The 21186-nt window shown below is 42.1% G+C and carries 19 protein-coding genes and 2 pseudogenes; 7 read left to right on the top strand and 14 right to left on the bottom strand.

Features of this window, described 5'->3' with window-relative positions; translation table 11 throughout:
* The 6 genes from AC4II3_RS05120 to AC4II3_RS05095 form a co-directional block, all read right to left on the bottom strand.
* The coding region (locus AC4II3_RS05120) for a tetratricopeptide repeat protein (protein WP_490722781.1) at positions 1 to 476 on the bottom strand (476 nt) is incomplete at its 3' end.
* 78 nt (positions 477 to 554) lie between these two features.
* Positions 555 to 1298, bottom strand: a complete 744-nt coding sequence (locus tag AC4II3_RS05115; RefSeq protein WP_488010426.1) for a DUF928 domain-containing protein — start codon at positions 1296 to 1298, stop codon at positions 555 to 557.
* 211 nt (positions 1299 to 1509) lie between these two features.
* Positions 1510 to 3849, bottom strand: a complete 2340-nt coding sequence (locus tag AC4II3_RS05110; protein WP_488010425.1) for a CHASE2 domain-containing protein — start codon at positions 3847 to 3849, stop codon at positions 1510 to 1512.
* Between the two features lie 35 nt (positions 3850 to 3884).
* The gene (locus tag AC4II3_RS05105; RefSeq protein ID WP_488010424.1) at positions 3885 to 4769 is read right to left on the bottom strand and encodes a DUF1822 family protein; all 885 of its coding nucleotides are present in this window, start codon (positions 4767 to 4769) and stop codon (positions 3885 to 3887) included.
* A gap of 20 nt (positions 4770 to 4789) precedes the next feature.
* Positions 4790 to 5374 (bottom strand): DUF1822 family protein, encoded by a 585-nt coding sequence (locus tag AC4II3_RS05100; protein WP_488010423.1) that lies wholly within the window; start codon positions 5372 to 5374, stop codon positions 4790 to 4792.
* 36 nt (positions 5375 to 5410) lie between these two features.
* Positions 5411 to 6067 (bottom strand): hypothetical protein, encoded by a 657-nt coding sequence (locus AC4II3_RS05095; RefSeq protein WP_488010422.1) that lies wholly within the window; start codon positions 6065 to 6067, stop codon positions 5411 to 5413.
* Positions 6068 to 6256: 189 nt separating this feature from the next.
* Here AC4II3_RS05095 and AC4II3_RS05090 point away from each other — a divergent pair, with 189 nt between their 5' ends.
* Together AC4II3_RS05090 and AC4II3_RS05085 are read left to right on the top strand one after the other, a co-directional pair.
* Positions 6257 to 6442 carry a hypothetical protein gene (locus tag AC4II3_RS05090; protein WP_488010421.1) on the top strand — a complete coding sequence of 62 codons (186 nt, stop codon included), beginning with the start codon at positions 6257 to 6259 and terminating at the stop codon, positions 6440 to 6442.
* Positions 6443 to 6576: 134 nt separating this feature from the next.
* Complete coding sequence (locus AC4II3_RS05085; RefSeq protein ID WP_488010420.1) at positions 6577 to 7566, top strand: N-acetylglucosamine kinase; 990 nt, start codon at positions 6577 to 6579, stop codon at positions 7564 to 7566.
* A gap of 65 nt (positions 7567 to 7631) precedes the next feature.
* Here AC4II3_RS05085 and AC4II3_RS05080 read toward each other — a convergent pair whose 3' ends face one another.
* From AC4II3_RS05080 to AC4II3_RS05065, 4 genes are all read right to left on the bottom strand, one after another.
* Positions 7632 to 8531 (bottom strand): Rpn family recombination-promoting nuclease/putative transposase, encoded by a 900-nt coding sequence (locus AC4II3_RS05080; protein ID WP_488010419.1) that lies wholly within the window; start codon positions 8529 to 8531, stop codon positions 7632 to 7634.
* A gap of 79 nt (positions 8532 to 8610) precedes the next feature.
* Positions 8611 to 9546 carry an Rpn family recombination-promoting nuclease/putative transposase gene (locus tag AC4II3_RS05075; RefSeq protein ID WP_488029508.1) on the bottom strand — a complete coding sequence of 312 codons (936 nt, stop codon included), beginning with the start codon at positions 9544 to 9546 and terminating at the stop codon, positions 8611 to 8613.
* A 74-nt stretch (positions 9547 to 9620) separates the two neighbouring features.
* Entirely contained in the window at positions 9621 to 10496 is an 876-nt protein-coding gene (locus AC4II3_RS05070; protein WP_490722780.1) for an Rpn family recombination-promoting nuclease/putative transposase, read from the bottom strand.
* A 116-nt stretch (positions 10497 to 10612) separates the two neighbouring features.
* Positions 10613 to 10834: a hypothetical protein gene (locus AC4II3_RS05065; protein WP_488016508.1), complete on the bottom strand. Its 222-nt coding sequence runs from the start codon at positions 10832 to 10834 to the stop codon at positions 10613 to 10615.
* A 395-nt stretch (positions 10835 to 11229) separates the two neighbouring features.
* Between AC4II3_RS05065 and AC4II3_RS05060 the strand changes: the two genes are divergently transcribed.
* Entirely contained in the window at positions 11230 to 11364 is a 135-nt protein-coding gene (locus AC4II3_RS05060) for a hypothetical protein (RefSeq protein WP_488016510.1), read from the top strand.
* A pseudogene (locus AC4II3_RS05055) lies at positions 11345 to 11449 on the top strand (DNA-binding protein); the annotation flags it as partial. The gene AC4II3_RS05060 and the pseudogene AC4II3_RS05055, both read left to right, overlap by 20 nt.
* Positions 11450 to 11570: 121 nt before the next feature.
* Here AC4II3_RS05055 and AC4II3_RS05050 read toward each other — a convergent pair.
* Complete coding sequence (locus AC4II3_RS05050; RefSeq protein WP_488016511.1) at positions 11571 to 12398, bottom strand: hypothetical protein; 828 nt, start codon at positions 12396 to 12398, stop codon at positions 11571 to 11573.
* A 329-nt stretch (positions 12399 to 12727) separates the two neighbouring features.
* On the opposite strand from AC4II3_RS05050, the pseudogene AC4II3_RS05045 reads away from it, so the two are divergent.
* Positions 12728 to 12842, top strand: a pseudogene (locus tag AC4II3_RS05045) (DNA-binding protein); the annotation flags it as partial.
* Between the two features lie 36 nt (positions 12843 to 12878).
* On the opposite strand, the gene AC4II3_RS05040 reads toward AC4II3_RS05045, so the two are convergent.
* Positions 12879 to 13724, bottom strand: coding sequence for a hypothetical protein (locus tag AC4II3_RS05040; RefSeq protein WP_488016513.1), 846 nt, complete (start codon positions 13722 to 13724; stop codon positions 12879 to 12881).
* Positions 13725 to 13985: 261 nt separating this feature from the next.
* Between AC4II3_RS05040 and AC4II3_RS05035 the strand changes: the two genes are divergently transcribed.
* Positions 13986 to 14438, top strand: coding sequence for a MerR family transcriptional regulator (locus AC4II3_RS05035; RefSeq protein WP_488029228.1), 453 nt, complete (start codon positions 13986 to 13988; stop codon positions 14436 to 14438).
* A gap of 156 nt (positions 14439 to 14594) precedes the next feature.
* On the opposite strand, the gene AC4II3_RS05030 is transcribed toward AC4II3_RS05035, so the two are convergent.
* The gene (locus AC4II3_RS05030) at positions 14595 to 16454 is read right to left on the bottom strand and encodes a hypothetical protein (protein ID WP_488015665.1); all 1860 of its coding nucleotides are present in this window, start codon (positions 16452 to 16454) and stop codon (positions 14595 to 14597) included.
* A gap of 993 nt (positions 16455 to 17447) precedes the next feature.
* Here AC4II3_RS05030 and AC4II3_RS05025 point away from each other — a divergent pair.
* Entirely contained in the window at positions 17448 to 17684 is a 237-nt protein-coding gene (locus tag AC4II3_RS05025) for a hypothetical protein (RefSeq protein WP_488015663.1), read from the top strand.
* A 123-nt stretch (positions 17685 to 17807) separates the two neighbouring features.
* On the opposite strand, the gene polA is transcribed toward AC4II3_RS05025, so the two are convergent.
* On the bottom strand, positions 17808 to 20804 hold the full coding sequence (polA, locus tag AC4II3_RS05020) for a DNA polymerase I (RefSeq protein WP_488015661.1): 2997 nt from the start codon (positions 20802 to 20804) through the stop codon (positions 17808 to 17810).
* Positions 20805 to 21186: the final 382 nt, after the last annotated feature.

The raw sequence follows: 21186 nt of genomic DNA, 5'->3' as shown, positions 1-21186 counted from the left end.
TTTCGTGCAATGGTTAAACTCTGCTGGTGGAAATCAATAGCCTTTCGGTACTCCCCCAGGGAATGGTAAGCAATGCCGAGATTGTTCACAAAGTTAGCCTGACCTTGGCGATCGTCTATTTTTCGTGCAATAGCCAAACTCTGCTTGTAGAAATCAATGGCCTTTGGGTAATCCCCTAGGGAATGGTAAGCAATGCCGATATTGCCCAGAGATCCAGCCTGACCTTGCTGGTCTTTTCTTTCTCGATAAATAGTAAGTGCTCTCTGCCAAGAGTGCAATGCTTTCCGAAATTGATTTATTTGAAACTGCTCAATACCTTGATAAAAAAGTCGGTCAGCCTCCACTTTACGGCTTTCTGAAGTGTGAGCTAGTGCTGGACAAGCTGGGAATATATTTGAAACATTACCTAGGAACGGTGGTGATAAACTACCTAAAAAAGGCAGAATTAAAATTAATTTAAATCTTTTAAATTTCATATTTTTTACACAGAAAATAATGAAATATGAAACAGGTTAAATGATAATTTTTATGTTAACAATTTACCCATTACTTTGTTATTTTTGAGCAGTACAACAATCAACTAAAGGCTTTGAATCAATTTCTTCCAAACCCACCTGCTCTAATAAATCTGCCCAATCCTGAGCCAGTATTTTATCCTGGGAATTAGCCAAACGCAGTTCACCTAGAGTAGTTAGGGCATCAAACCACAACCCTTGTTGGGCATAAACAGCAATACGCTCCCGGGGATTCTTGCCTTCTAACTGCTTCTCTAAATCAGAACTGATCGATATTCTTTCAACTCCACCACTAACGAAATCATAATATAATCGGTCTGTGGGATTGCAAATCACAGAGAAATGCCAACGATAGAAATCTTCAACAACAAGTGGTGAAACTGTTTCCGGTAGAGTTATCTTGACTATTCCTGGTGTATTTTTGAGCGTGAACGTTTCTTGGTAGACGTCCATAAGTTCCTTATCCTGCAACCAAAACTCTGCTTGGAGTGTCCGGTTATCGGCATAGGGCACATAAAACCAAAAGCTAGGACGTTCACTAGTAGTTAAGCCGAAATTAGTACCAGGAACTAAAGCAATAGCTGAACAATAGTTGCCACGACTTCCTCCACCCTTACGTTTACCAGGGGCTCCTTTAGGAGGTAGAGTAAACTTTAATCCTTTGACCAAGTTAGTTACTGGTTGAATTACCTCTACCGCTGTCGCTGGTTTAGTTTCAAAACTAAATAGCAAACTCAGAGTCAAACCAATAATTACCTTTTGTATACGCCATTTCCGAATCATTAAACTTCTCCAAATTATTTTTTTTAAATCATTAAATACCTCAAATTAAATATATAAACAAGGTATGTAATCAAGATAGTTATGAATAAGGGAATTGTAGAGTAGGGAAATACCAATATCAAGTCATCTGCAAATTAAAAACTGCAAAGTAGTGAAAAAAAAATCAGTAGCATTAGTCATTACTCCTTTCAATGTACCCAAAACCGAGCAATTAGAATACAAAAACAGCCCTTTTGTAACTAACAATCATACCTGTAGCGACAAAAGCCAAAGCCGAAGGGATGAATGGTATCCACCAACCTTGAAGAAAGAAAACAAAGCAAACACCAAATAAAACTACCAGATTGGCGATACCCACTCCCACCCCATACAAGAGTCCTTTACAGACCAAAACCAAGAAACCCCCTAGACTCCCCCAACCCCAAATCCACAAAAACTCTCCCCACTCGGACCATATCCACAACGGTTGTTGTCCATCTTTCACCGCACTCAGAATCTGACTAACCATCTGAGCATGAATAAAGACACCACGCATCTCCATAGTCTGATTTGAATTCCGAGTAAAAGGAGTGCGGAAATTATCTTTAACGCTAGGGGCAGTAACACCAATCAAAACTACCCGGTCTTTAACCCAACTCGGTTCAAATTGATCCGTTAGAATCTGTTCTAGGGTAACCCTTTGGGCGATATCACCAGGAGTGCGATAATCCAATAGCATCTGATAGCCAGCATCACTGGTTCCGGAGTAATTACCGGCATAACCAGGCAACGACCTTAAAGAGGTTTCCCCTAATTTCACCTCACCCTCTGGTGTGGGCTTAGGGTCAATCCCCTCTGCGGCTAAGTAATGTAGTGCTAACTGCAAACTTAGAGACTTCTCAGTCTGACAAGGGGAATCACGGTTAAAGGTAGCATACCAAAGATAACGGCGCAGTATCCCATCGGAGTCAATCACCACATCCGTAAAGCCCAAACGTTCCGGTGGCACTTCTGGGGGTGGGGCAATACCACCATAGTTACGAGTGGGGTTACTAGCTTCACACACCGCAAAAAAGTTATCCATCCTTGCCAAGGGATTAGCCAAATCCTGATACTCCTCACTGACCGGAAAATCCCGATAGATATCCAAGCCAATGGCACGAGGGTGATGAGCCTGTAATTTATCCAACAGTTGAGCCAAAGCTGCATCAGACAGGGACCACGTACGCTTCATACCCTGGTCATCCTGATACTGAAAATCCCCCTCAGTTATTTCAACCACTAACAGCCTCGGGTCAACCCCTTGATCGGGTCGCCACCGCATAAATTGGTCATAAGCCTGTAACTCCCAGGGTTGGATTACCCCCAATGGCCGCACCACCATCAGGGCAAGGGTAACCATAAAACTGGCAATCACAGCCGTGCGGGGTAACTGCCAACGAGACTGGTTGATCGGACCATAGCGTAATTCTTTCCAAGTGGGGGGTTGAACGGTAGGGTTTTGGCAAACCACCGGTAACCAACTGGCACAGGGATACTGTTGTTCCCAGCCATGTAATTTTTCCCGCGCTTCTGCCACGGAGCTATACAGAGACTCACCCCGGATGTAAGCTTCTAGAAAATACCGCAAAAACTTGGGTGATACTGGGTCTGGCACTTTCTCGGCCATCACAATCACCTGGGGCAAATACAAATCCTGCTGTGCTGCCAACTGGTAGGCTAAGCCGAGACCATCACAGGAATTAAAGATAGCTAACTGCAACCCTCGTGCGATCGCTTTCTTCAAGGCAAACCGCAGATCATCGATAGTCAACCGTTCGGTCTGATTGAGTTGAATTTCCCCCCGCTGCCCCTTTTGGGAAGTGCCACTGTGACCAGCAAAAAACAGAATATCCCACCCCTGCTCCCATAACTGCTGATTCAACTCAGATGCCTGGGGTTCCTGCCGCCAGGTAATTTGTGCCCCCGCCTTTCCCGCCAACTCCTCCAACGCCTGCTGATCAGCTTGCTGGTTAAGATTGGCACCCTGACCCAAAATTGCCAGAATTTTCACCTTGCCCTTAGGGGTAGGCTGCCGGTTAAGGGGGTTGGGACAATCGTATTCAAGGGCACTCAGGGCAACTTCGGCCTGGGCTTCCGCCAGTAAATCCCAGCGGTGCCAGGGAAACCGACGGAGCCAGGGATTATTGGTCTGTAACAGAAGTTGAAATTTTTTCCCCGAGCGCAATAAGTTATCCCGAATCAAGCGAAAGTCTGGGTCAGTATTGAGCCAGTGATTAAGACTCCCTTCCAAAACCTTAGCGGCTTGCCGACAAGCTGCAAAGGCTTTACCCCGCTGGGATGAATTGGTCACCTGTTCGGGATTGGCACTCAGAGCACGAAATAGCATTTCCAAACTCAGATACCGTTGCTGCCAATGGCGATAACAGTTGAGTAAGTCTCGATTTCCTGACAACCGCCCTTTAATCCTGGTTTGGGACGGAGAATGGATATCCCCTTGCCGAATTTCCAGGGTTGCATCAAACCCGTGATCAAATTCTCCATATAATGTCAAGATTGATAACTGCTTCATTGCCCATCCCTCTTCCAGAATTATGCAGTTTTGGATTACAGATCAAACCTTTCGATAATGCAGGCTTCCCCTAAAGATACCTGAATTCCGAAGTTATCTCCCCGTTGGGCATTCAACTGATATTGAATGAATTCATCATTACTTCTGGCGGTTACTTCGGTAAAAACCTCTCCGGTTACAGTCAGTACAGATAGTTTCAAATTCGGAGGTAAGGTTAGTGCCTCACCCCTGGGATAAACCTGGGCTCGAACGCTGGCAGTTTCCTCGTCAATTTTTCTGACAGTAATAATTAGAACAACAGTATAACCTGCTAGTTCTAGTCCTAAATCAACTAAATCAATGAGTTTAGCTCGTTCTTCCTGGTCTTCGGTATTTTTTCTAAATGCTGGTCTCAGTTGTGGAGAAAGCAAATCGCTAACTGACTGCCAACCTCCTTCAAAAATCCCCTCAAACCATTTCATTAAGTTCAGCACATCTGACTCTTTATGATAGATCGGATAGAGTAGTTGTTCTTCTAGAGACCAGCGCTCTAGACATTGTTGAACCGATAAAATAGGCAAATTATTCCATAAGTATTCCGGTTCTTCTGGAATAATTAAACAAAGGTCAAGAGTCTCGGCACATAACTGTTCTATAGCGTCAATATTTTGAGATTGTGATAAGTTTGCTTGCCTCAATAGTTGGTCTTCTTCAGGGCATAGATTTAATATCAATCGTAAATATCTGACTATTTCTATCGCCTCTATACCTTGCACTATTATAGCTTCATGTAGAAATCGATTTAGGCTTTTATTCGTGACATAGCCGTAAATTTGCCTAGATTCAATGATTTCGAGCAATCTTAGCGTATCTTCCAGGAAAGGTTCTCTATCTAACAGGAGATTCATCAAAACTCCTAGACTTACCAAAACTACCATCATAGATAAATCTCCTGGGGTTTTTAGTAGTTATCTTCAGAGCATGGAGCAATCTCAGGGTTGATTGAGGGCTTTTTAACTTTTAGTCGCCGACGCAAGGGCTTTTTAACTTTTAGTCGCCGACGCAATCGAGCTGATGCAAGTTCCGGTTTTTCTGGTAATTGGTTAATTAACTGTTCAAGAGAATCGATTTTACTAATCTCCAAGCTTCCTTCCAGTGCAGTTTTAGCAAATCCTAGCAGTTTAGCTTGATTACTTGATTGATTAATTTCTACTACCACATAACCAACTCGGTCTTGGCGACTTTCTGGCGGTATGTCACAAACTTGGTCACCAGGTAAAACAGGACGACATTCCAATTTACCCCAATCTTTAACCATTACATTCATCAGCGATCGCAGGGCTGGATTGCTGCTATCACTTGCTGGTTCAGTTTCTACTTCCAGACACTGTAAGTAGAAATTTACCGCATAAACGGCTAATGTATTTAGGTAAACGTCTTGAGCTTTGCCCGGTTCGTGCTGTTCCCGACTAAAGGTTTTTGCCACCTGATACCAATCTCTGGTAATAGGCACAGAAAATGTCAAATGTTCCGTTAAGTTATTCATTGTTACTCTCTCGATACATTTAATCTTGTTTGTGAGTTATTCCTGCAAGTATTCCTTAAACTTGTCAGCAAAATGCTTGCAAGAGCGCCAGTAGAAACTTTGCACCGTTGACGCTTGCTTTGGCTTTAACCCAACTGCTACAGCAGTCTGTTGCCAACTATTCCGGTCTAGATATAAAAGAGCTATAGTTCTGAAGTTGGCTTTAGGATGATCTTCAACGTGTTTGCTGGCAAACAGCCCGTTAGGATCTTCTTCAATACACTGACGTATAAGCTGTGAAGGTAACGGAGTGTCTTCTGGTTGGGCAACGGTATCTAAATAGGTCATACCTGATTGATTGACTTTACCCCCATCGGAAGAGTTTATTGGTGCATCTAGGGAGTATTCCCGTCCCCGTTTGGTATGTCGTGCCATTGCATCAATCAACCGCCACTTGAGAACACTATTAATCCAGTTAATCACCGGAGCTGTCGGTTGATAAGTGTCAATTTTTTTAAACACATACAACCAAGTCTCTTGAAGTGCTTCATCGTAAACCTCCTGGGGAGTGTCATATCTCCTGGGAGATAATCTGCCGGATGCTTGAATCATTTGAATCAGCCGAGTCAGGGCTAGACGACGGCCACGGCTTTTTGGGGAATGCTGTTTAGCTTCCAAAGCTAGCTGTTGCAGTCGTTCCTCCAGTTCGTCCATAGGTTAACTCCATCTCATCCATCTCCTTGATGCACCTTAGTTTCTAAATAACTAACGGTGGCCAACCCCGGATTCTATGCAAAGTCGGAAAAAATTTTTCAAATGGGCTCTCTAGGGGGATTTGGCATGGAATCGGTCTTTGAGAAAGTTAACAAAAACAGATGAGGCTGTTGTTTTTTCTCCCTGCCCATGTATAATCCTAAAACCATCAAGCATTGGCTCGTCGGACTGATTGCTATTCCTGTAATCTGGTCAGCCTACTGCGAGTATGAAAATAAACCCTTTACCCAAGCCAGTGATGTGATCAATACCCTGGTACAAGTTACAGTATTAGTCGATGCCCTTATCAAGCAAGAAGACTCAGACAATAACTAATTGTATGCTTTTAGCTGGTTTTGAATGCTGATGTGGAACTGGCATCTTGGTAGAACTGGCATCTTGCCAGTTTCATTTCCTTGCTGATGTAGAACTGGCATCTTGCCCGTTTCATTATAGTCAACTAACTATAAATGACCAGTTGTATAATCGGAATAGATGGCGGTGCCAGTAAAACCCTTTGTGTAGTCATCAACCACCAAGGTCAAGTCCTAGGTCGAGGAGAAGCCGAAGCCTCAAATTATCACACCGTTGGTCTCAACACCGCTTTCGCCTCCATAGAATCAGCCATTCGCCTCGCCACCCAAGACGCTTCCGCTAAACTGTCCATAGAATCAGTCACAGTGGAAGCCATTTGTTTGGGATTAGCGGGTGTTGGTCGTCCACGAGATAGAGAAGTGGTGCAAGGCTTCGTCCAACAGTTGTTGTCAAGTCAGACAATTCCGGTCACTTGGGCATTACTCCCCTCTAATGTTGTTATTTGTGATGATGCTTTGATTGCCTTAGTGGGGGGAGTCGGTAAGCCTGTGGGAGTTGTTGCGATCGCAGGCACCGGCTCAATCATTTTTGGACGCAATGCCCAGGGAAACACCAAGCGAGTTGGTGGCTGGGGACATATCCTAGGAGATGTTGGCAGTGCCTATCACATTGCCGTCTCTGGATTACGAGCGGCTATCAACGCCTATGATGGCTGCGCAGTAACTAGTCTAAGAGCAACTAGTCTTCAGGAGCGCTTCACCACCCATTTTAACTTATCAAACTTTAATTATATCACAGATATCATCTATCAGCCAGGGTGGGGTGTCAAAGAAATTGCATCCTTAGCACCAATTGTGGATCAAGCAGCCGCTGAAGGCGATCAGGTAGCCCTTAGCATTATCGAAGATACGGTTAATCAACTAGCAAGAGCTACCCAAGTTGTAATTGAAAGCGTATTTCCTTCTGACTCAGAATGTGAAGTAGTAACCACCGGAAGTGTCTGGCATGGTCTTTCCTCAATCCGTCACCGATTTGAATCATCCCTTGTCATGCTTAGCCCTAATGCTAAAGTGATTTGGCCTCGCCATGAGCCTGCTTATGGTGCCGGTTTGTTAGGATTGCTGAATCTAGGCAAAAGGCAATAGGCAAGCTAGCAATAGGCAAGAGTAACCCACCCCTAACGGTCGAGGTGGGGTGTGGCCTTATTTAATTAATTGGGCAAATGTTGAGTAAACTCATCTAGGGAGTTAACGGTTAATGCTGTAGCCATCAACTCTTCTAATTGTTCGAGAGTTAAGGCTTGAATTCTGACGGATATCTCGACAGGAATCTCTGAAAATCGCAGTTTAAGGATGCGCTCTAAACTGCCTCGACGTTCTTGTTGGATGCCTTGTTCAATGCCTTGTTCAATTCCTTGTTCAATCCCTTGTTCAATCCCTTGAGCAACACCCTCTTGTAAAATCTCTTGATACCAGGGCGATTCTCGTAATACTGTCATATCCCACCTCATGATTTGTTGAATTAAAGGTATCTCTAACACGAAGCTAGCAAAAAATGCTAAGAGCGGTTCTAGTTGATTCAAGGTTTGATCCGCTCGTAGCGCCTGCACCGCTGAGCGCAATTTTGATTCACTACCACCTCCTTTTAAGATCGGGACAAATGGAAATAAGGGAGGCAAAGGTTGTCCTAATACTAATTCAGCATCTACTTCCCACAGATTAATTACCCGATAATCTTGACGGGCTTTTAATCCCATGAATTCACTGTCGTAACAATTTTCAATAGTAACCGTGGATGGGGGTGGCAAGATGTTAATTAATACCGGATAAGCGGATAGGTTGTATTTTTCCTCAGCTAAGGCCACATAATTGCGCATTCGCTGAGGCATCTTCTGGTCATAGCGTAGTTGTAATTCATTAAGAATCAGAAATTCGGAGTGTTCAGGACTAGACGCTTTAACAATGACATCGCTTTCGCGACTAATCCATTGAAACTCAGCATCCAGTAACTGAGATGCCCGCACTTGGGAATTACCGGTTACCCATTGCACCCAAGCATTAGGAGCTAGACTGATTAGGCGTTTGCTACCAATATCTACAGGTTTTGCCATACAATATAATTGACCGAATCAAGACTAATTATTGACTTACGCCCACCCCACGGTCGAGGTGGGGTGTGGCCTTATTTAATTACTTGGGCAAATGTTGAGTAAACTCATCTAGGGAGTTAACCGTTAATGCTGTAGCCATCAACTCTTCTAATTGTTCGAGAGTTAAGGCTTGAATTCTGACGGATATCTCGACAGGAATCTCTGAAAATCGCAGTTTAAGGATGCGCTCTAAACTGCCTCGACGTTCTTGTTGGATGCCTTGTTCAATCCCTTGAGCAACCCCTTGTTGGATGCCTTGTTGAATCCCTTGAGCAACCCCTTGTTGGATGCCTTGTTGAATCCCTTGAGCAAGACCCTCTTGTAAAATCTCTTGATACCAGGGTGATTCTCGTAATACTGTCATATCCCACCTCATGATTTGTTGAATTAAAGGTATCTCTAAAACAAAACTAGCAAAGAATGCTAAGAGCGGTTCTAGTTGATTTAAGGTTTTATCCGCTCGTAGCGCCTGCACTGCTGAGCGCAATTTCGATTCACTACCACCTCCAAATAAAATTGGGACAAATGGAAATAAGGGAGGCAAAGGTTGTCCTAATACTAATTCAGCCTCTACTTCCCAGAGATTAATTACCCGATAATCTTGACGAGCCTTTAATCCCATGAATTCCCTGTCGTAGCAATTTTCAATAGTAACCGTGGTTGGAGGCGGTAAGATGTTAATTAATACCGGATAAGCGGATAGGTTGTATTTCTCCTCAGCTAAGGCCACATAATTGCGCATTCGCTGAGGCATCTTCTGGTCATAGCGTAGTTGTAATTCATTGAGAATCAGAAATTCTTGATGTTGAGGACTAGAAGCTTTTACAATCACATCGCTTTCGCGACTAATCCATTGAAATTCAGCATCCAGTAACTGAGATGCCCGCACTTGGGGATTACCGGTTACCCATTGCACCCAAGCATTAGGAGCGAGACTGATTAAGCGTTTGCTACCAATATCTACAGGTTTTGCCATACAATTGATCCAATTAAGACTAATTATTGAATTACGCCCACCCCACGGTCGAAGTGGGGTGTGGCCTTATTTAATTACTTGGGCAAATGTTGAGTAAACTCATCTAGGGAGTTAACCGTTAATGCTGTTGCCATCAACTCTTCTAATTGTTCAAGAGTTAAGGCTTGAATTCTGATGGATATCTCTGAAGGAATCTCTGAAAATCGCAGTTTAAGGATGCGCTCTAAACTGCCTCGACGTTCTTGTTGGATGCCTTGTTCAATCCCTTCTTGGATGCCTTGAGCAACACCCTCTTGTAAAATCTCTTGATACCAGGGTGATTCACGTAATACTGTCATATCCCACCTCATGATTTGTTGAATTAAGGGTATCTCTAAAACAAAACTAGCAAAGAACGCTAAGAGCGGTTCTAGTTGATTCAAAGTTTGATCCGCTCGTAGCGCCTGCACCGCTGAGCGCAATTTCGATTCACTACCACCTCCTTTTAAGATCGGGACAAATGGAAATAGGGGAGGTAAAGGTTGTTCTAATACTAATTCAGCCTCTACTTCCCAGAGATTAATTACCCGATAATCTTGACGAGCCTTTAATCCCATAAATTCCCTGTCGTAACAGTCAACGATTGTGACCGTGGTTGGGGGCGGCAAGATGTTAATTAATACTGGATAAGCGGATAGGTTGTATTTCTCCTCAGCTAAAGCCACATAATTGCGCATTCTCTGAGGCATGTTCTGGTCATAGCGTAGTTGTAATTCATTGAGAATCAGAAATTCTTGATGTTGAGGACTAGAAGCTTTTACAATCACATCGCTTTCGCGACTAATCCATTGAAATTCAGCATCCAGTAACTGAGATGCCCGCACTTGGGGATTACCGGTTACCCATTGCACCCAAGCATTAGGAGCGAGACTGATTAAGCGTTTGCTACCAATATCTACAGGTTTTGCCATACAATTGATCCAATTAAGACTAATTACTGAGTTAAACCCAGGGCTGTTTATGGGGTTCAACTAAAATTTGATTAGTGAAGAGTTGGGCTTTTCAGACTTCCCAAACTTCCTGCTTCTTAAGATTCTTCGTCTGTAGACTCGCCCTCTATAGACTCGCCCTCTATAGGGTCTCCTAAATCGAAGATGATAATAAATTTTTCATCGGGCATCAGTCGTTTAAGAGCCTGCAAGTGACCTTCGGCGTCAGAACGGTTCCGAAAACGACGAACAACCATCCGCTGCATCTTCGGCAATAGCCTAATGATCGCCCATGGATATAGGCGTTGAGAGTAGGACATAAAATATTAGGTATCTCCTTAACTGGGGCTCCAGAGCCAGCCTGTAGCCGGGAGAAACTGTCGGCTGGCTCTTACCGTGGAACGTTTTAGCGCCCACGGTAATTTTATTATAACACAAAAAAACCTTTATTATAACATTTTTTGAAAACTTTTGTAACAAATTTTTTCGGGAGTCGGGAGTCGGGAGTCGGGAATCGGGAACAGGGAGTAGTGGAGTGGAGAAAAATCCTGTGTACTCAATAATCAATTAGTTAATTCGAGATAACTATATGTGATGGGAGCTTGGAGCTGCTACGCGATTGACCTTGGCCTTTTGGCCACGCTACGCGAACGGTCATGCTCTTTGCGATGCTCCTTGCCGCTACGCGATTGGCCGTAGGCCACGCTAAAAGCGATTGACCGTAGGTCACGCTACGCGATTGGCCGTAGGCCACGCTACGCGAACGCATTCCCAATTCCCAATTCCCAATTCCCGATTCCCGATTCCCGATTCCCGACTCCCGATTCCCGAAAATAAATGCTCCGTGTAAGATTGTGTATCAGCCGGATAATCCACTGGATTGTGGTGCTCGTTTGTGGATTGAAACCTTCTGTGATATTCACTTTATTTCTTGATGCAATAGCGAGTGGGGGAAACCACGGCAGTCGCTCATGGGGGAGACCCCCAAGACCGCGCTGCCTCCCCAAGACCGCGCTGCATCGCTGGTGGTAGTTTTCCGGCTACTAGCTAAGTTGGTCAAGGGTTTTTATCGAATTCTTTTTGACAAGATTCTATATGATGATGCTTATTGTTATAAGCATATTGTAGAGGATATTTGCTAGAAATAGAGATTTTATCCCAACTTATTCGATACCACTTCGATAAATTTATTGGGTCAACACTTTCGACCTGTGGTATAAAATCAAGGCCATAAGAAATTCCAGTTACATCTTTCAGTATATTACGCCGTACAACTCCTCTCAAACAAACTATATAATCACTGTGAAACCTATATTTTTTACCTAATATAGTATTTCCTTGCTTCTGGAAAATCAGATATAGATTAGAGCCTTTGTTCTGCTGGTAAAAATAGATGCCATCAGTAAAGCCTTCTACTCCAACTAATTGTCTCCACTTTTTTTCCCACTTAAGGATCGCATCTTGAGCTTTATTATAGACAGAGGTTGATGAAGGAATTTTTTTTGCCAAGTTAATTGCTAATTTATAATTTTCATCAACGGGTTTCAACTCCTGAGTTTTTACCACTTTCTCTGCTTGAGCCAACTGTCCTTGAGCACACTGATTTAGAAAAGCCCGTGCATTATAGGATTGGTGGGAAGTTTCAGGAATGTCTAGAGCTTTGTTCATACACTCGACAAAGTCTTTATTGATGATCAGGTCTTCCATCGTTTTAACAAATGTTTGCTCTTGATGAAATAGCCATTGCTGATACCCAAAAATGACTCCCTCACCAGTAATGAAAAGTGTTGCAATACCGATTCCCATCCATAAAAAATTCTTAACTAAAGATCTAGGTGGATTCTCCGGGTTTACTAGCTTCTGATCTTGTTTGTAATTTTGCATCTGATGACTATAGTATTTATATGTCTACAGATTCTAACCACTCCTCAAGTGATTGAAAAGGATCTGATCCCTTAAAGGCCATTCCTTACAACTTCAGATTTCCCTGTCCGTACATTGCTCAAAACTGCCACACACTTGTTTCCCCCGTACTAGCGTTCGCGTAGCGAACGCATCCAGCGACCATATCCTAAACTCTTCCTTTTATTCCCGATTCCCAATTCGCGCATTCTAAATTCGCGCATTCTAAATTCGCGCATTCCCTCAAGTTGTCAATTTTTATTTTTTCCCTTTAACTAGTAATATCAGAATAGTTAAAACCGAATCCACTGATAAACAAGTGCGTTGGAACCACTGAAGCAGCATCTCTATTAGGAATTTCTTCTCGACGATTGCGCCAACTCCTAGAAAAATCGCGTCCGGGGTGCCTATAAAAGCGGGAAATTCTAGATTATTCCTCTGTTCAACTATTTGCTAAGTCAGTCAAGGGATTTGCTCAACGAAGTGTTTTCGACAAGATTCTATATTATGATGCCTATAATAATAGGCATATTGTAGAGCGTCATTGCTAGACTTAGACGCTTTATCCCAACTTATTCGATACCACTTAGATAAATCTATTGGGTCAATATCTTTGATCTCTGGCCTAAAATCAATACCATAAAAAATTCCAATTACTTCTTCAACTAGATTACGCCGTATAACTCCTCTAAAACAAAGAATATCATCACTTTGAAAAGTATATCTTGTCCCTAAGATAGTATTGCCTTGCTTTTCGATAATAATATATCTATCAAATTCTTTCTCATTATGGTACAAATAGATGCCATCAGTAAAACTTTCTACTCCAACTACTTGTTTTAACTTTTCGTTCCACTTAAGAATCGCATCTTGAGCTTGATTATATACAGACGTTGATGAAGGAATTTGTTTAGCCAAGTTAATGGCTAATTTATAATTCTCATCAACGGGTTTCAACTCCTGTGCTTTTACCACTTTCTTGGCTTGCTCCAACTGTCCTTGAGCACACTGATTCAAAAAAGCTTGCGCATTAGAATAGTTGTCAGAACTTTCAGGAATTTCTAGAGCTTTGTTCATACACTCGACAAAGTCTTTATTAATGATCAGGTCTTCCATCGTTTCCACAAATACTCGCTCTTCATCATGAGATAGCCATTGCTGATAGCCAAAAATGACTCCCTTACCAGTAATGAAAAGTGTAGCAATACCGATTCCGAACCATAAAAAATTCTTAACTAAAGATCTAGGTTGCTTTGGTTGCTTTGGTTGGTTCTGATCTTGCTTTTGATCTTGTTTGTAATTTTGCATATGATGACCGTAGTACTTATATGTCTAAAGAATCTAGCTATTCTTAAAGTGATTGAGAAGGATCTGATCCCTTAAAGGTCATTCCTTTCCTCCTTTATGTCTTATTTAACATAGACTTTGCAGTACCCCTAAGGGTACCTTTTGTACTCAAATAGCGGTTTCTTCCCGATTCCCGATTCCCTACTCCCTCAAGTTGTCAATTTCTCTTTTTTCCCTTATACTAGTATTATCGGAATAGTTAAAGGGGAGGGGAGAGAACAGATGAACAAGTGCGTTGGAACTACTGAAGCGGCATCTCTATTAGGAATTTCTTCTCGACGATTGCGCCAACTTCTAGAGAAGGGTCGGGTGCGGGGTGCCTATAAAAGCGGGAAATTCTGGATTATTCCTCTGTTCAACCATTTGCCACAAATTACCAAAGGTAATCGTGGACCAAAGGGGAAATGGCGCACTAGTCGTCCGCCAGCTTTAGCGAAGATTAATGTCAATCGCAATCACATTGGCTCGAATATGAAGAAAAGCCCGGAAGACCGGAAGCCAGTGATTTCAGTTAAACGAAAGGGCACTAATCTTTACGGTAATGAAGTGGAAATCCTAGGTCCGTGTAAGATTGTGTATCAGCCGGATAATCCACTGGATTGTGGCGCTCGTTTGTGGATTGAAACCTTCAGTGATATCCACTTTGTTGGTGGTAGTTTTTCGGCTAGTAGTTGAGTTGGTTATTGTAGAACGGCTAATTCCATTTACAATAGGCGGGTGTTAACCCACCCATGTACATTTGTGTTATTAAGTTTAAGCTAGGATTCGCTAGCCTCAACTAATAACCGTATTTGATTGATTAAGACCGCGCGCTAATACTTAGAGGGGTAGTCATTTACGATTTGCGTCTAACCCCCAAGGTAAGCCTTTATCGATAGCATCCCGAACATGTTCTTTGAAATAATTATCAATATTGCTGAATAGTCTCCGTCCTCCTTTTTCATTCGTCCAGGGATAATCGCCTCGTCCCTCTCCAATTGTAGAAACCCAAACCGCACCATCTTTTTCAATGACTTGTCTAACAACTCGACCTGGAAAAAGAGTATGAGTTGGTAACGTGTAGTTAATAGCCATAAAATTTTCTGGTTTTACCATTACTACGACCTTATCTTCATTACCAAAGATAGAAGTAACCGTATTATCTGGCAGATATTGAACATCTAAGTCAACTACCATACAGTTTGAAACTGAATTGGAATCCTGTTCTGTTCTAGCGGGTGCAGTAAATTGAGCCTGTGACATCATCTCGTCAAAGACATTTTTTCGTGTACATCCTTCTTCTCCAATCTCACATATTTTATTGCTTGGGTTTGAATCAGTGTTTGGAATTGTAGAGTAATAATGATATCTATCTTTTAAAAAATTTTCCTCATGTGGTTTTGAGGTGAAGGAGGAATCATTTTTTAAGATATCATTCCTGGCAATTCGTTCTTTATTATCCTTGTTAGGCAAAACAAATGGATCATCAAAATTGTCTAGGTATAAGTGATGATTAAGGTTAAAATCAGGCTCATCCTTGCAAGGAATGTTTTCCTTGTACGGAGTATTTTGAGATACTACAACACCTGTATTAGAACAATGGATAGTATACCACCATCGAGTGCCCTCATCACGATTACCAATTACCTTAACTCCCACATACTTCGCGTTATCGGGAAGGTTACCAATACGTTTAGTATCACGCCCTGACTTTGGTCCTACTCCGAAAATACGAGACCCTTCATAGAAAATTTCTAGTCTATCCGGAATAGTAAAAAACTCATACTCTAAGGCAACTTTTGGGTTTGTGCCTGGTGGGATTTTAAAGAGGTCAGTCCGAACTTCGCTCGCTCCCTTGTAAGTATGCTTAACATTGCATTGGACTGGAGCTTGACAACTAATTGCTTGTATGGTTTGATTTCTGCTATCGGGTAGTAGAGAGTCTGCTAATCCTTCTCTACCGAAAGTTCCAGCCCAGGCCAGGAGTCTTGCTTCATCAGAAGTACCTAATTGTGCTAGGTTTAAGTTCTTTAAATTAGCATTATCCAGTGTTGCTTGTAAGAGCTGCTTGACATTGGATTCACATTTTTGCTTTCCTGTGTTCTTTAATGCTATATAATTTTCTGAGGGGTTAGCATTTGCTTGAGACAAGGTTATGGTTTCTATGGTTTGCCCGGATGCACCATAAATAATAGCCTGACTATTGCTAAATTCAGCTTTAGTGCCATCAGCTAAAATGATCGCCTGCACTTTATTTTGGTCATCGTATTCAATTTTGAATTCAGATAACCGCTCTTTAATTTCTGATTCCTGTAGTGGGCTTTGTCCACCTACAACGGCTTTTGGTTTCGGAACTGAAACACCTTTAAAGGCAATCTCATAGATCCGAAATTCTTCTTCTGGTAAGTTTACCTGCATCCGTTGTTCTGCCCCTGTGGATGGAGAAACGATTAGCACTTCGTTATATCCGGCAGAATAGGGTGTCTGTTGAATAACACCATAATCTTTAGCCAGGGCTCCAAACAGTCGATCCACCAACTCTTCAATTGAACGGGGAATGCCATAGGGAATAATTTCATCTACTGCGTCATCAATCGTGTCATTTATCACGTCTTCGATTTCTTCATTAATTCCCCCAGGAAGTTTGGGAACTTTAATCTTTGGAATAAGATCGTCTAAACCAAAGGCCCAGGTGTAATTGGCTGAAAACACTATGGATAATGTGACTAAGGATGACTGAAATATCAGCTTTCGGATTGAGAACTTGGTTCGGGATACTTGTGCCATGATCAGTGTGTAGGAATGGAACAATTATCTGAAGAGATATCTGATAGAGACGTTGAGCGTTATGATAAATCTTCTAGATATAGAGCACCTGGAAACTGAATCTGTAAATCACTGGAAGCGTTATTTGGCTGTTTAATAATTTAGTTGGACTGTAAAAAAGTCCAGTAGGGTGCGTGATAAGACGGGCTCCCTCTAATTTTCTAGGTAGCCAGTATTGGGACAGTCCGTCCCGTAACGCACCACTGGCTCAAACAGCATGGATTGAGATGCATCCCTTTTAGAGTGACCTGTAGACGATTACAGCATCTTGCACATTACGATTAGTAAGTGGCTCCCATCAACTTACTAATCGTGACAATTTTTAAGCAGACTTAAGCATTGAATAATAAGGGTTGGATTGATTACAATCTCAAATCAAATTATCAATCAGATAGTTAATATAATATTTTCTACCTCGACTATATTAACTAGACATACACTCAATGTAGGCGAAGCTTTGATGAAGTATTACTCAAGTTTTATTAATATTGAGTTAAGCAGGGCTTTCACATTTCATCCTAAAAGGGTGACAAGCATACTGTAACTCTTGTAAAATCTAGTAAGTAGATAGGTTAAATTATCCGTTAAATAGTGTTTAATTCACATATGTGAAAACCTTTTGAATACAGACTTCCAGCTTCATTCTCGAATTCTGAAGTTTAACCTGTATTTATGGCTACCTATCCTATAATTTTGATAATCTACATTAAATGGATAATTTGCGGAGCATGCAAGGAAAATCTTTCTTAGGATTGGCAGCTTAGCAGCTTTCATAGTTGGTAGCCAGGGGAGGATTAATGCTCAAGTGCCGTCACAGCTATTGTAATCTTGGTATAACTAAGGTATAATGAAAAATGAGGTCTTATTTATAAGGTCACTATGAAAACTGAAATTTCACTTCCAGACTCAGTTTTTGAAGAGGCAGAAGCCCTTGCTAAAGAGATGGGCTTGTCCCGTAGTGAACTCTACCTAAAAGCATTAAAAGCTTATCTTAAAAGGTACAATCGCTATCAAATTTTACACAAGCTGAATGAAGTCTACTCTAAAGAGAATTCTGAGCTAGATCCAGTGATGGCAAAGATACAGTTCATGTCTCTGGCTCATGAGGAATGGTAATGTATCGTCCTAACGCTTACCACTAAGCTGATGAGTGCGATCGCACTATTGCCTATTGCCTATTGCCTATTGCCTATTGCCTTTTGCCTTTTGCCTTTTGCCTTTTGCCTTTTGCCTATTGCCTCACTTCGCTTCCATCCAATTTTCCCCAGCATGTATTTCCACAACTAAAGGAACACTTAACTCAACTGCGGATTCCATAGTTTCCCGAATTTTTACCTGCAATTCTTCCCATTCATCAGGGGGAATTTCAAAGATTAATTCATCATGGACTTGTAATAGCAACCGCGCCTCGTATTTCTGTAATACTTGATACAAATTAATCATAGCAATTTTGATTATATCAGCGCTAGAGCCTTGGATCGGGGAATTAGCTGCTGCTCTTAATGATCCAGCATCATAAGGATTGATACTCTTAAGTTGGTCGAGATCAATCTGATCGAGAGGCTTGCCTTGCAGCCTTTTAAGACTGTTACCACCAAAGCTAAAGTAGCGACGGCGTCCGAGTATAGTTTCTACGTAGCCTTGTGCGATCGCTTTTTTCTTGGTTTCCTCTAAATAAGCAAACACCAAAGGATAGCGTTGGTTCAATCGATCAATAAATTCTTTTCCTTCAGCTGTCGATACCTTAGCTTCCCGAGCAAACCGCTGGGCTCCCATGCCGTAAATTACGCCAAAATTAATTATCTTACCCAAGCGCCGCTCTTCAGCAGTAATGTCTTCTTTATCAAATAACATTTGCGCTGTCAAGGTATGGACATCCGCTTGAGTTTGATAAGCTTCCACTAGCACTGGCTCTTGGCTCAAGTGGGCTAGGATTCGTAACTCAATTTGGGAATAGTCAGCGGATACCAACAGCCAACCGGATTCTGGAATAAAACCCTTCCGAATCTGGCGACTAAAATCAGTACGAATAGGAATATTTTGTAAATTAGGACTAGATGAAGATAGTCTACCAGTTGTGGTCACGGTCTGATTAAAATCCGTATGTACTCGTTTAGTATCGGAACGCATCAGTGCTGGTAAAGCATCCACATAAGTAGATTTCAATTTAGATAAACTACGGTATTCCAGAACAGCATCTACTACTGGATGGTCTCCTTGTAATTTAGCTAAGATAGTAGCATCGGTAGAGTAACCAGTTTTAGTTTTACGAGACTTCCTACGATCTAACCCTAGTTTCTCAAACAGTAACTGACTCAGCTGTTTAGGGGAACCTAAATTGAATTCTTGTCCAGCATCTTGATAGGCTTGCTGTTTAATTGCCACTAAATCCTTTTCGAGCTGTTGAGAGAACTGTTCCAGATAATCCTTATCAATACTAATCCCCTGGTATTCCATATCAGCTAATACCGGTTCGAGGGGTTGCTCTACCTCTAGCAACAATTCCTGCAGAGCTGGAATTTTCGCCAATTCTTCTCGTAATTTAGAAACTATTCCGAAGGTGGTATAAGCATCCATCCCACAGTAATCGGCTACCGTGGGAATGTCTAAATCTCCGATAGTTTTCCCTTTTGGAACTAAGTCCTCATAACTTTTTGCTTCTATTCCTAAATAATGCAGCCCTAGGTCACTAAGTTTATGGCTAGTTTCGGGATTGAGTACATAACTCGCTAGCATCGTATCGAATACCACTCCTGCTAGCTGCTCAATCCCATTACAACGGAACACTAGTCGGTCAAATTTACTATTTTGTAAGACTTTGGGATAATCTGAGCTTTCTAAAATTGGACGTAGGGATTCTAAGACTATATCCTTATCTAAATTAGTCCCATCTTTATGACCGATAGGAATATAAGCAACATCAGTAAATTCTTTTCCCCAACAACAGCCAATCCCTACCAACTGAGCATCCCGTGGTTCCAAATCACTGGTTTCTGTATCCCAAGCCACAGGATTTCCAGCATCGGTATAGTATTTTAGCTGTTCAACTAATTGATTGAGCTTGTCTACGTTATCGATAATTTGTGGTTGAATCGAACCAGTATTAGACCCTTGCTCTTGAAACTCTTCCGTTTCCGCTACACTGAAAAAGGAAATATCATCATCTTCCTGAGTATCAGTATTGCTATCAGTATCGCTATCAGTATCACTATCAGTATCATTTGGGTCATTAGTTTGGATATCCTCTAGCACTACGCCACCAAAGCGCTGCTGTAGTTTATCTATTTGACTGATAAATGACTTTAACTCTAACTTCTCCAATAGCGGTTTGAGCACCTTAGGGTCAAATCCTTGGAGCTGAGACTGGTCTAAATCAATATCGACAGGAGTATCAAATCGCAATTGAGCCAAATAGCGAGCATGTTCGGCATCTGACTTACCGACTTCCAGCTTTTTCTTAACCGCACCCTTAATACTATCAAGGGAAGCATAAATATTATCCAGGTTTTGGTATTCTTTGAGTAACTTAACTGCAGTCTTTGCTCCGATGCCCTTAACTCCAGAAATATTATCGGATGGATCGCCACAGAGGGCTTTATAATCCACGACTTGAGAGGGTAAGACTCCCAATTTTGCTTCTACTTCTTCTACGCCATATTCCGTAGGTCCAACTGTAGCACCCCCTCTAGCAAAGGGACCACTGAGATATAAAACGCTAATCCCTTTATCTGGAGCAACGAGTTGAAATAAATCGCGGTCGCCAGATACAACTTTGACACGATAGCCTTGATCAGTAGCTTGGTGAGCTAAGGTTGCCAATACATCATCAGCTTCATAACCAGGAGAGGTTATTACTGGGATTCTTAACCCTTCCAGTAACTGCTGGAGATTCTTGACATCTGGGATGAAATCTTCTGGTGTTTCGCTGCGATTGGCTTTATAACTAGCATCGGCTTGTTGGCGAAAGGTGGCTTCTTTGGTATCGAAAGCAATTGCGATCGCATTCGGGTTTTCTGACTCCATTACCTCTAGCAAGGATTTAATGAAGCCAAAACAGACACTGGTCGGAATTCCAGTTTTAGTCCGTAATCCACCCTGACGACTTTTGGCAAAAGCAAAATAGGAGCGAAAAGCCAGAGAATGACCATCAATTAGGATCAGTAGCGGGGATGCTGCCATTGGGTCATCATCAGGAACCGGGGGAGAATTGTCAGAAGAAGTAGTAGATCTAGGCATAGCCCTATTGTAGCGGTATTGTAGGGATGGCTTGTTTGTTGGCAGCCAGGGAATTCCGGATTAAGTGAGGCTGAGCAGGTAATTAACAAAGGTTGAATCGTTAACCGTCTAGGGTCTTGGTCAACTAGCTAGTCTTTAGTTAACTATATTTAATTAAATACTATTCCGTTAGGGGGCTGGTTGTATCTCGGGGATGCGAACGCATAAGGAGGAAACTGGCAAGATGCCAGTTCTACACAAGATGCCAGTTCCACCCCTGATGGCCATTCCACAAATAAGGAGGAAACTGGCAAGATGCCAGTTCTACACAAGATGCTGATTCCACAAATAAGGAGGAAACTGGCAAGATGCCAGTTCTACACAAGATGCCAGTTCCACCCCT

The organism is Moorena sp. (assembly GCF_982860115.1).
Note: the sequence above shows the minus strand (reverse complement) of the source record. Positions and strands in the feature narration are given on the sequence as shown.

Bases quoted from the DNA above. Each gene is read 5' to 3' on its own strand.
- AC4II3_RS05065 (WP_488016508.1), bottom strand. From the start codon at position 10,834: ATGTCCTACTCTCAACGCCTATATCCATGGGCGATCATTAGGCTATTG.
- AC4II3_RS05100 (WP_488010423.1), bottom strand. From the start codon at position 5,374: ATGAATAACTTAACGGAACATTTGACATTTTCTGTGCCTATTACCAGA.
- AC4II3_RS05115 (WP_488010426.1), bottom strand. From the start codon at position 1,298: ATGATTCGGAAATGGCGTATACAAAAGGTAATTATTGGTTTGACTCTG.
- AC4II3_RS05110 (WP_488010425.1), bottom strand. From the start codon at position 3,849: ATGAAGCAGTTATCAATCTTGACATTATATGGAGAATTTGATCACGGG.
- AC4II3_RS05085 (WP_488010420.1), top strand. From the start codon at position 6,577: ATGACCAGTTGTATAATCGGAATAGATGGCGGTGCCAGTAAAACCCTT.
- AC4II3_RS05090 (WP_488010421.1), top strand. From the start codon at position 6,257: ATGTATAATCCTAAAACCATCAAGCATTGGCTCGTCGGACTGATTGCT.
- AC4II3_RS05080 (WP_488010419.1), bottom strand. From the start codon at position 8,531: ATGGCAAAACCTGTAGATATTGGTAGCAAACGCCTAATCAGTCTAGCT.
- AC4II3_RS05050 (WP_488016511.1), bottom strand. From the start codon at position 12,398: ATGCAAAATTACAAACAAGATCAGAAGCTAGTAAACCCGGAGAATCCA.
- AC4II3_RS05035 (WP_488029228.1), top strand. From the start codon at position 13,986: ATGAACAAGTGCGTTGGAACTACTGAAGCGGCATCTCTATTAGGAATT.
- polA (WP_488015661.1), bottom strand. From the start codon at position 20,804: ATGCCTAGATCTACTACTTCTTCTGACAATTCTCCCCCGGTTCCTGAT.
- AC4II3_RS05095 (WP_488010422.1), bottom strand. From the start codon at position 6,067: ATGGACGAACTGGAGGAACGACTGCAACAGCTAGCTTTGGAAGCTAAA.
- AC4II3_RS05025 (WP_488015663.1), top strand. From the start codon at position 17,448: ATGAAAACTGAAATTTCACTTCCAGACTCAGTTTTTGAAGAGGCAGAA.
- AC4II3_RS05040 (WP_488016513.1), bottom strand. From the start codon at position 13,724: ATGCAAAATTACAAACAAGATCAAAAGCAAGATCAGAACCAACCAAAG.
- AC4II3_RS05105 (WP_488010424.1), bottom strand. From the start codon at position 4,769: ATGATGGTAGTTTTGGTAAGTCTAGGAGTTTTGATGAATCTCCTGTTA.
- AC4II3_RS05070 (WP_490722780.1), bottom strand. From the start codon at position 10,496: ATGGCAAAACCTGTAGATATTGGTAGCAAACGCTTAATCAGTCTCGCT.
- AC4II3_RS05075 (WP_488029508.1), bottom strand. From the start codon at position 9,546: ATGGCAAAACCTGTAGATATTGGTAGCAAACGCTTAATCAGTCTCGCT.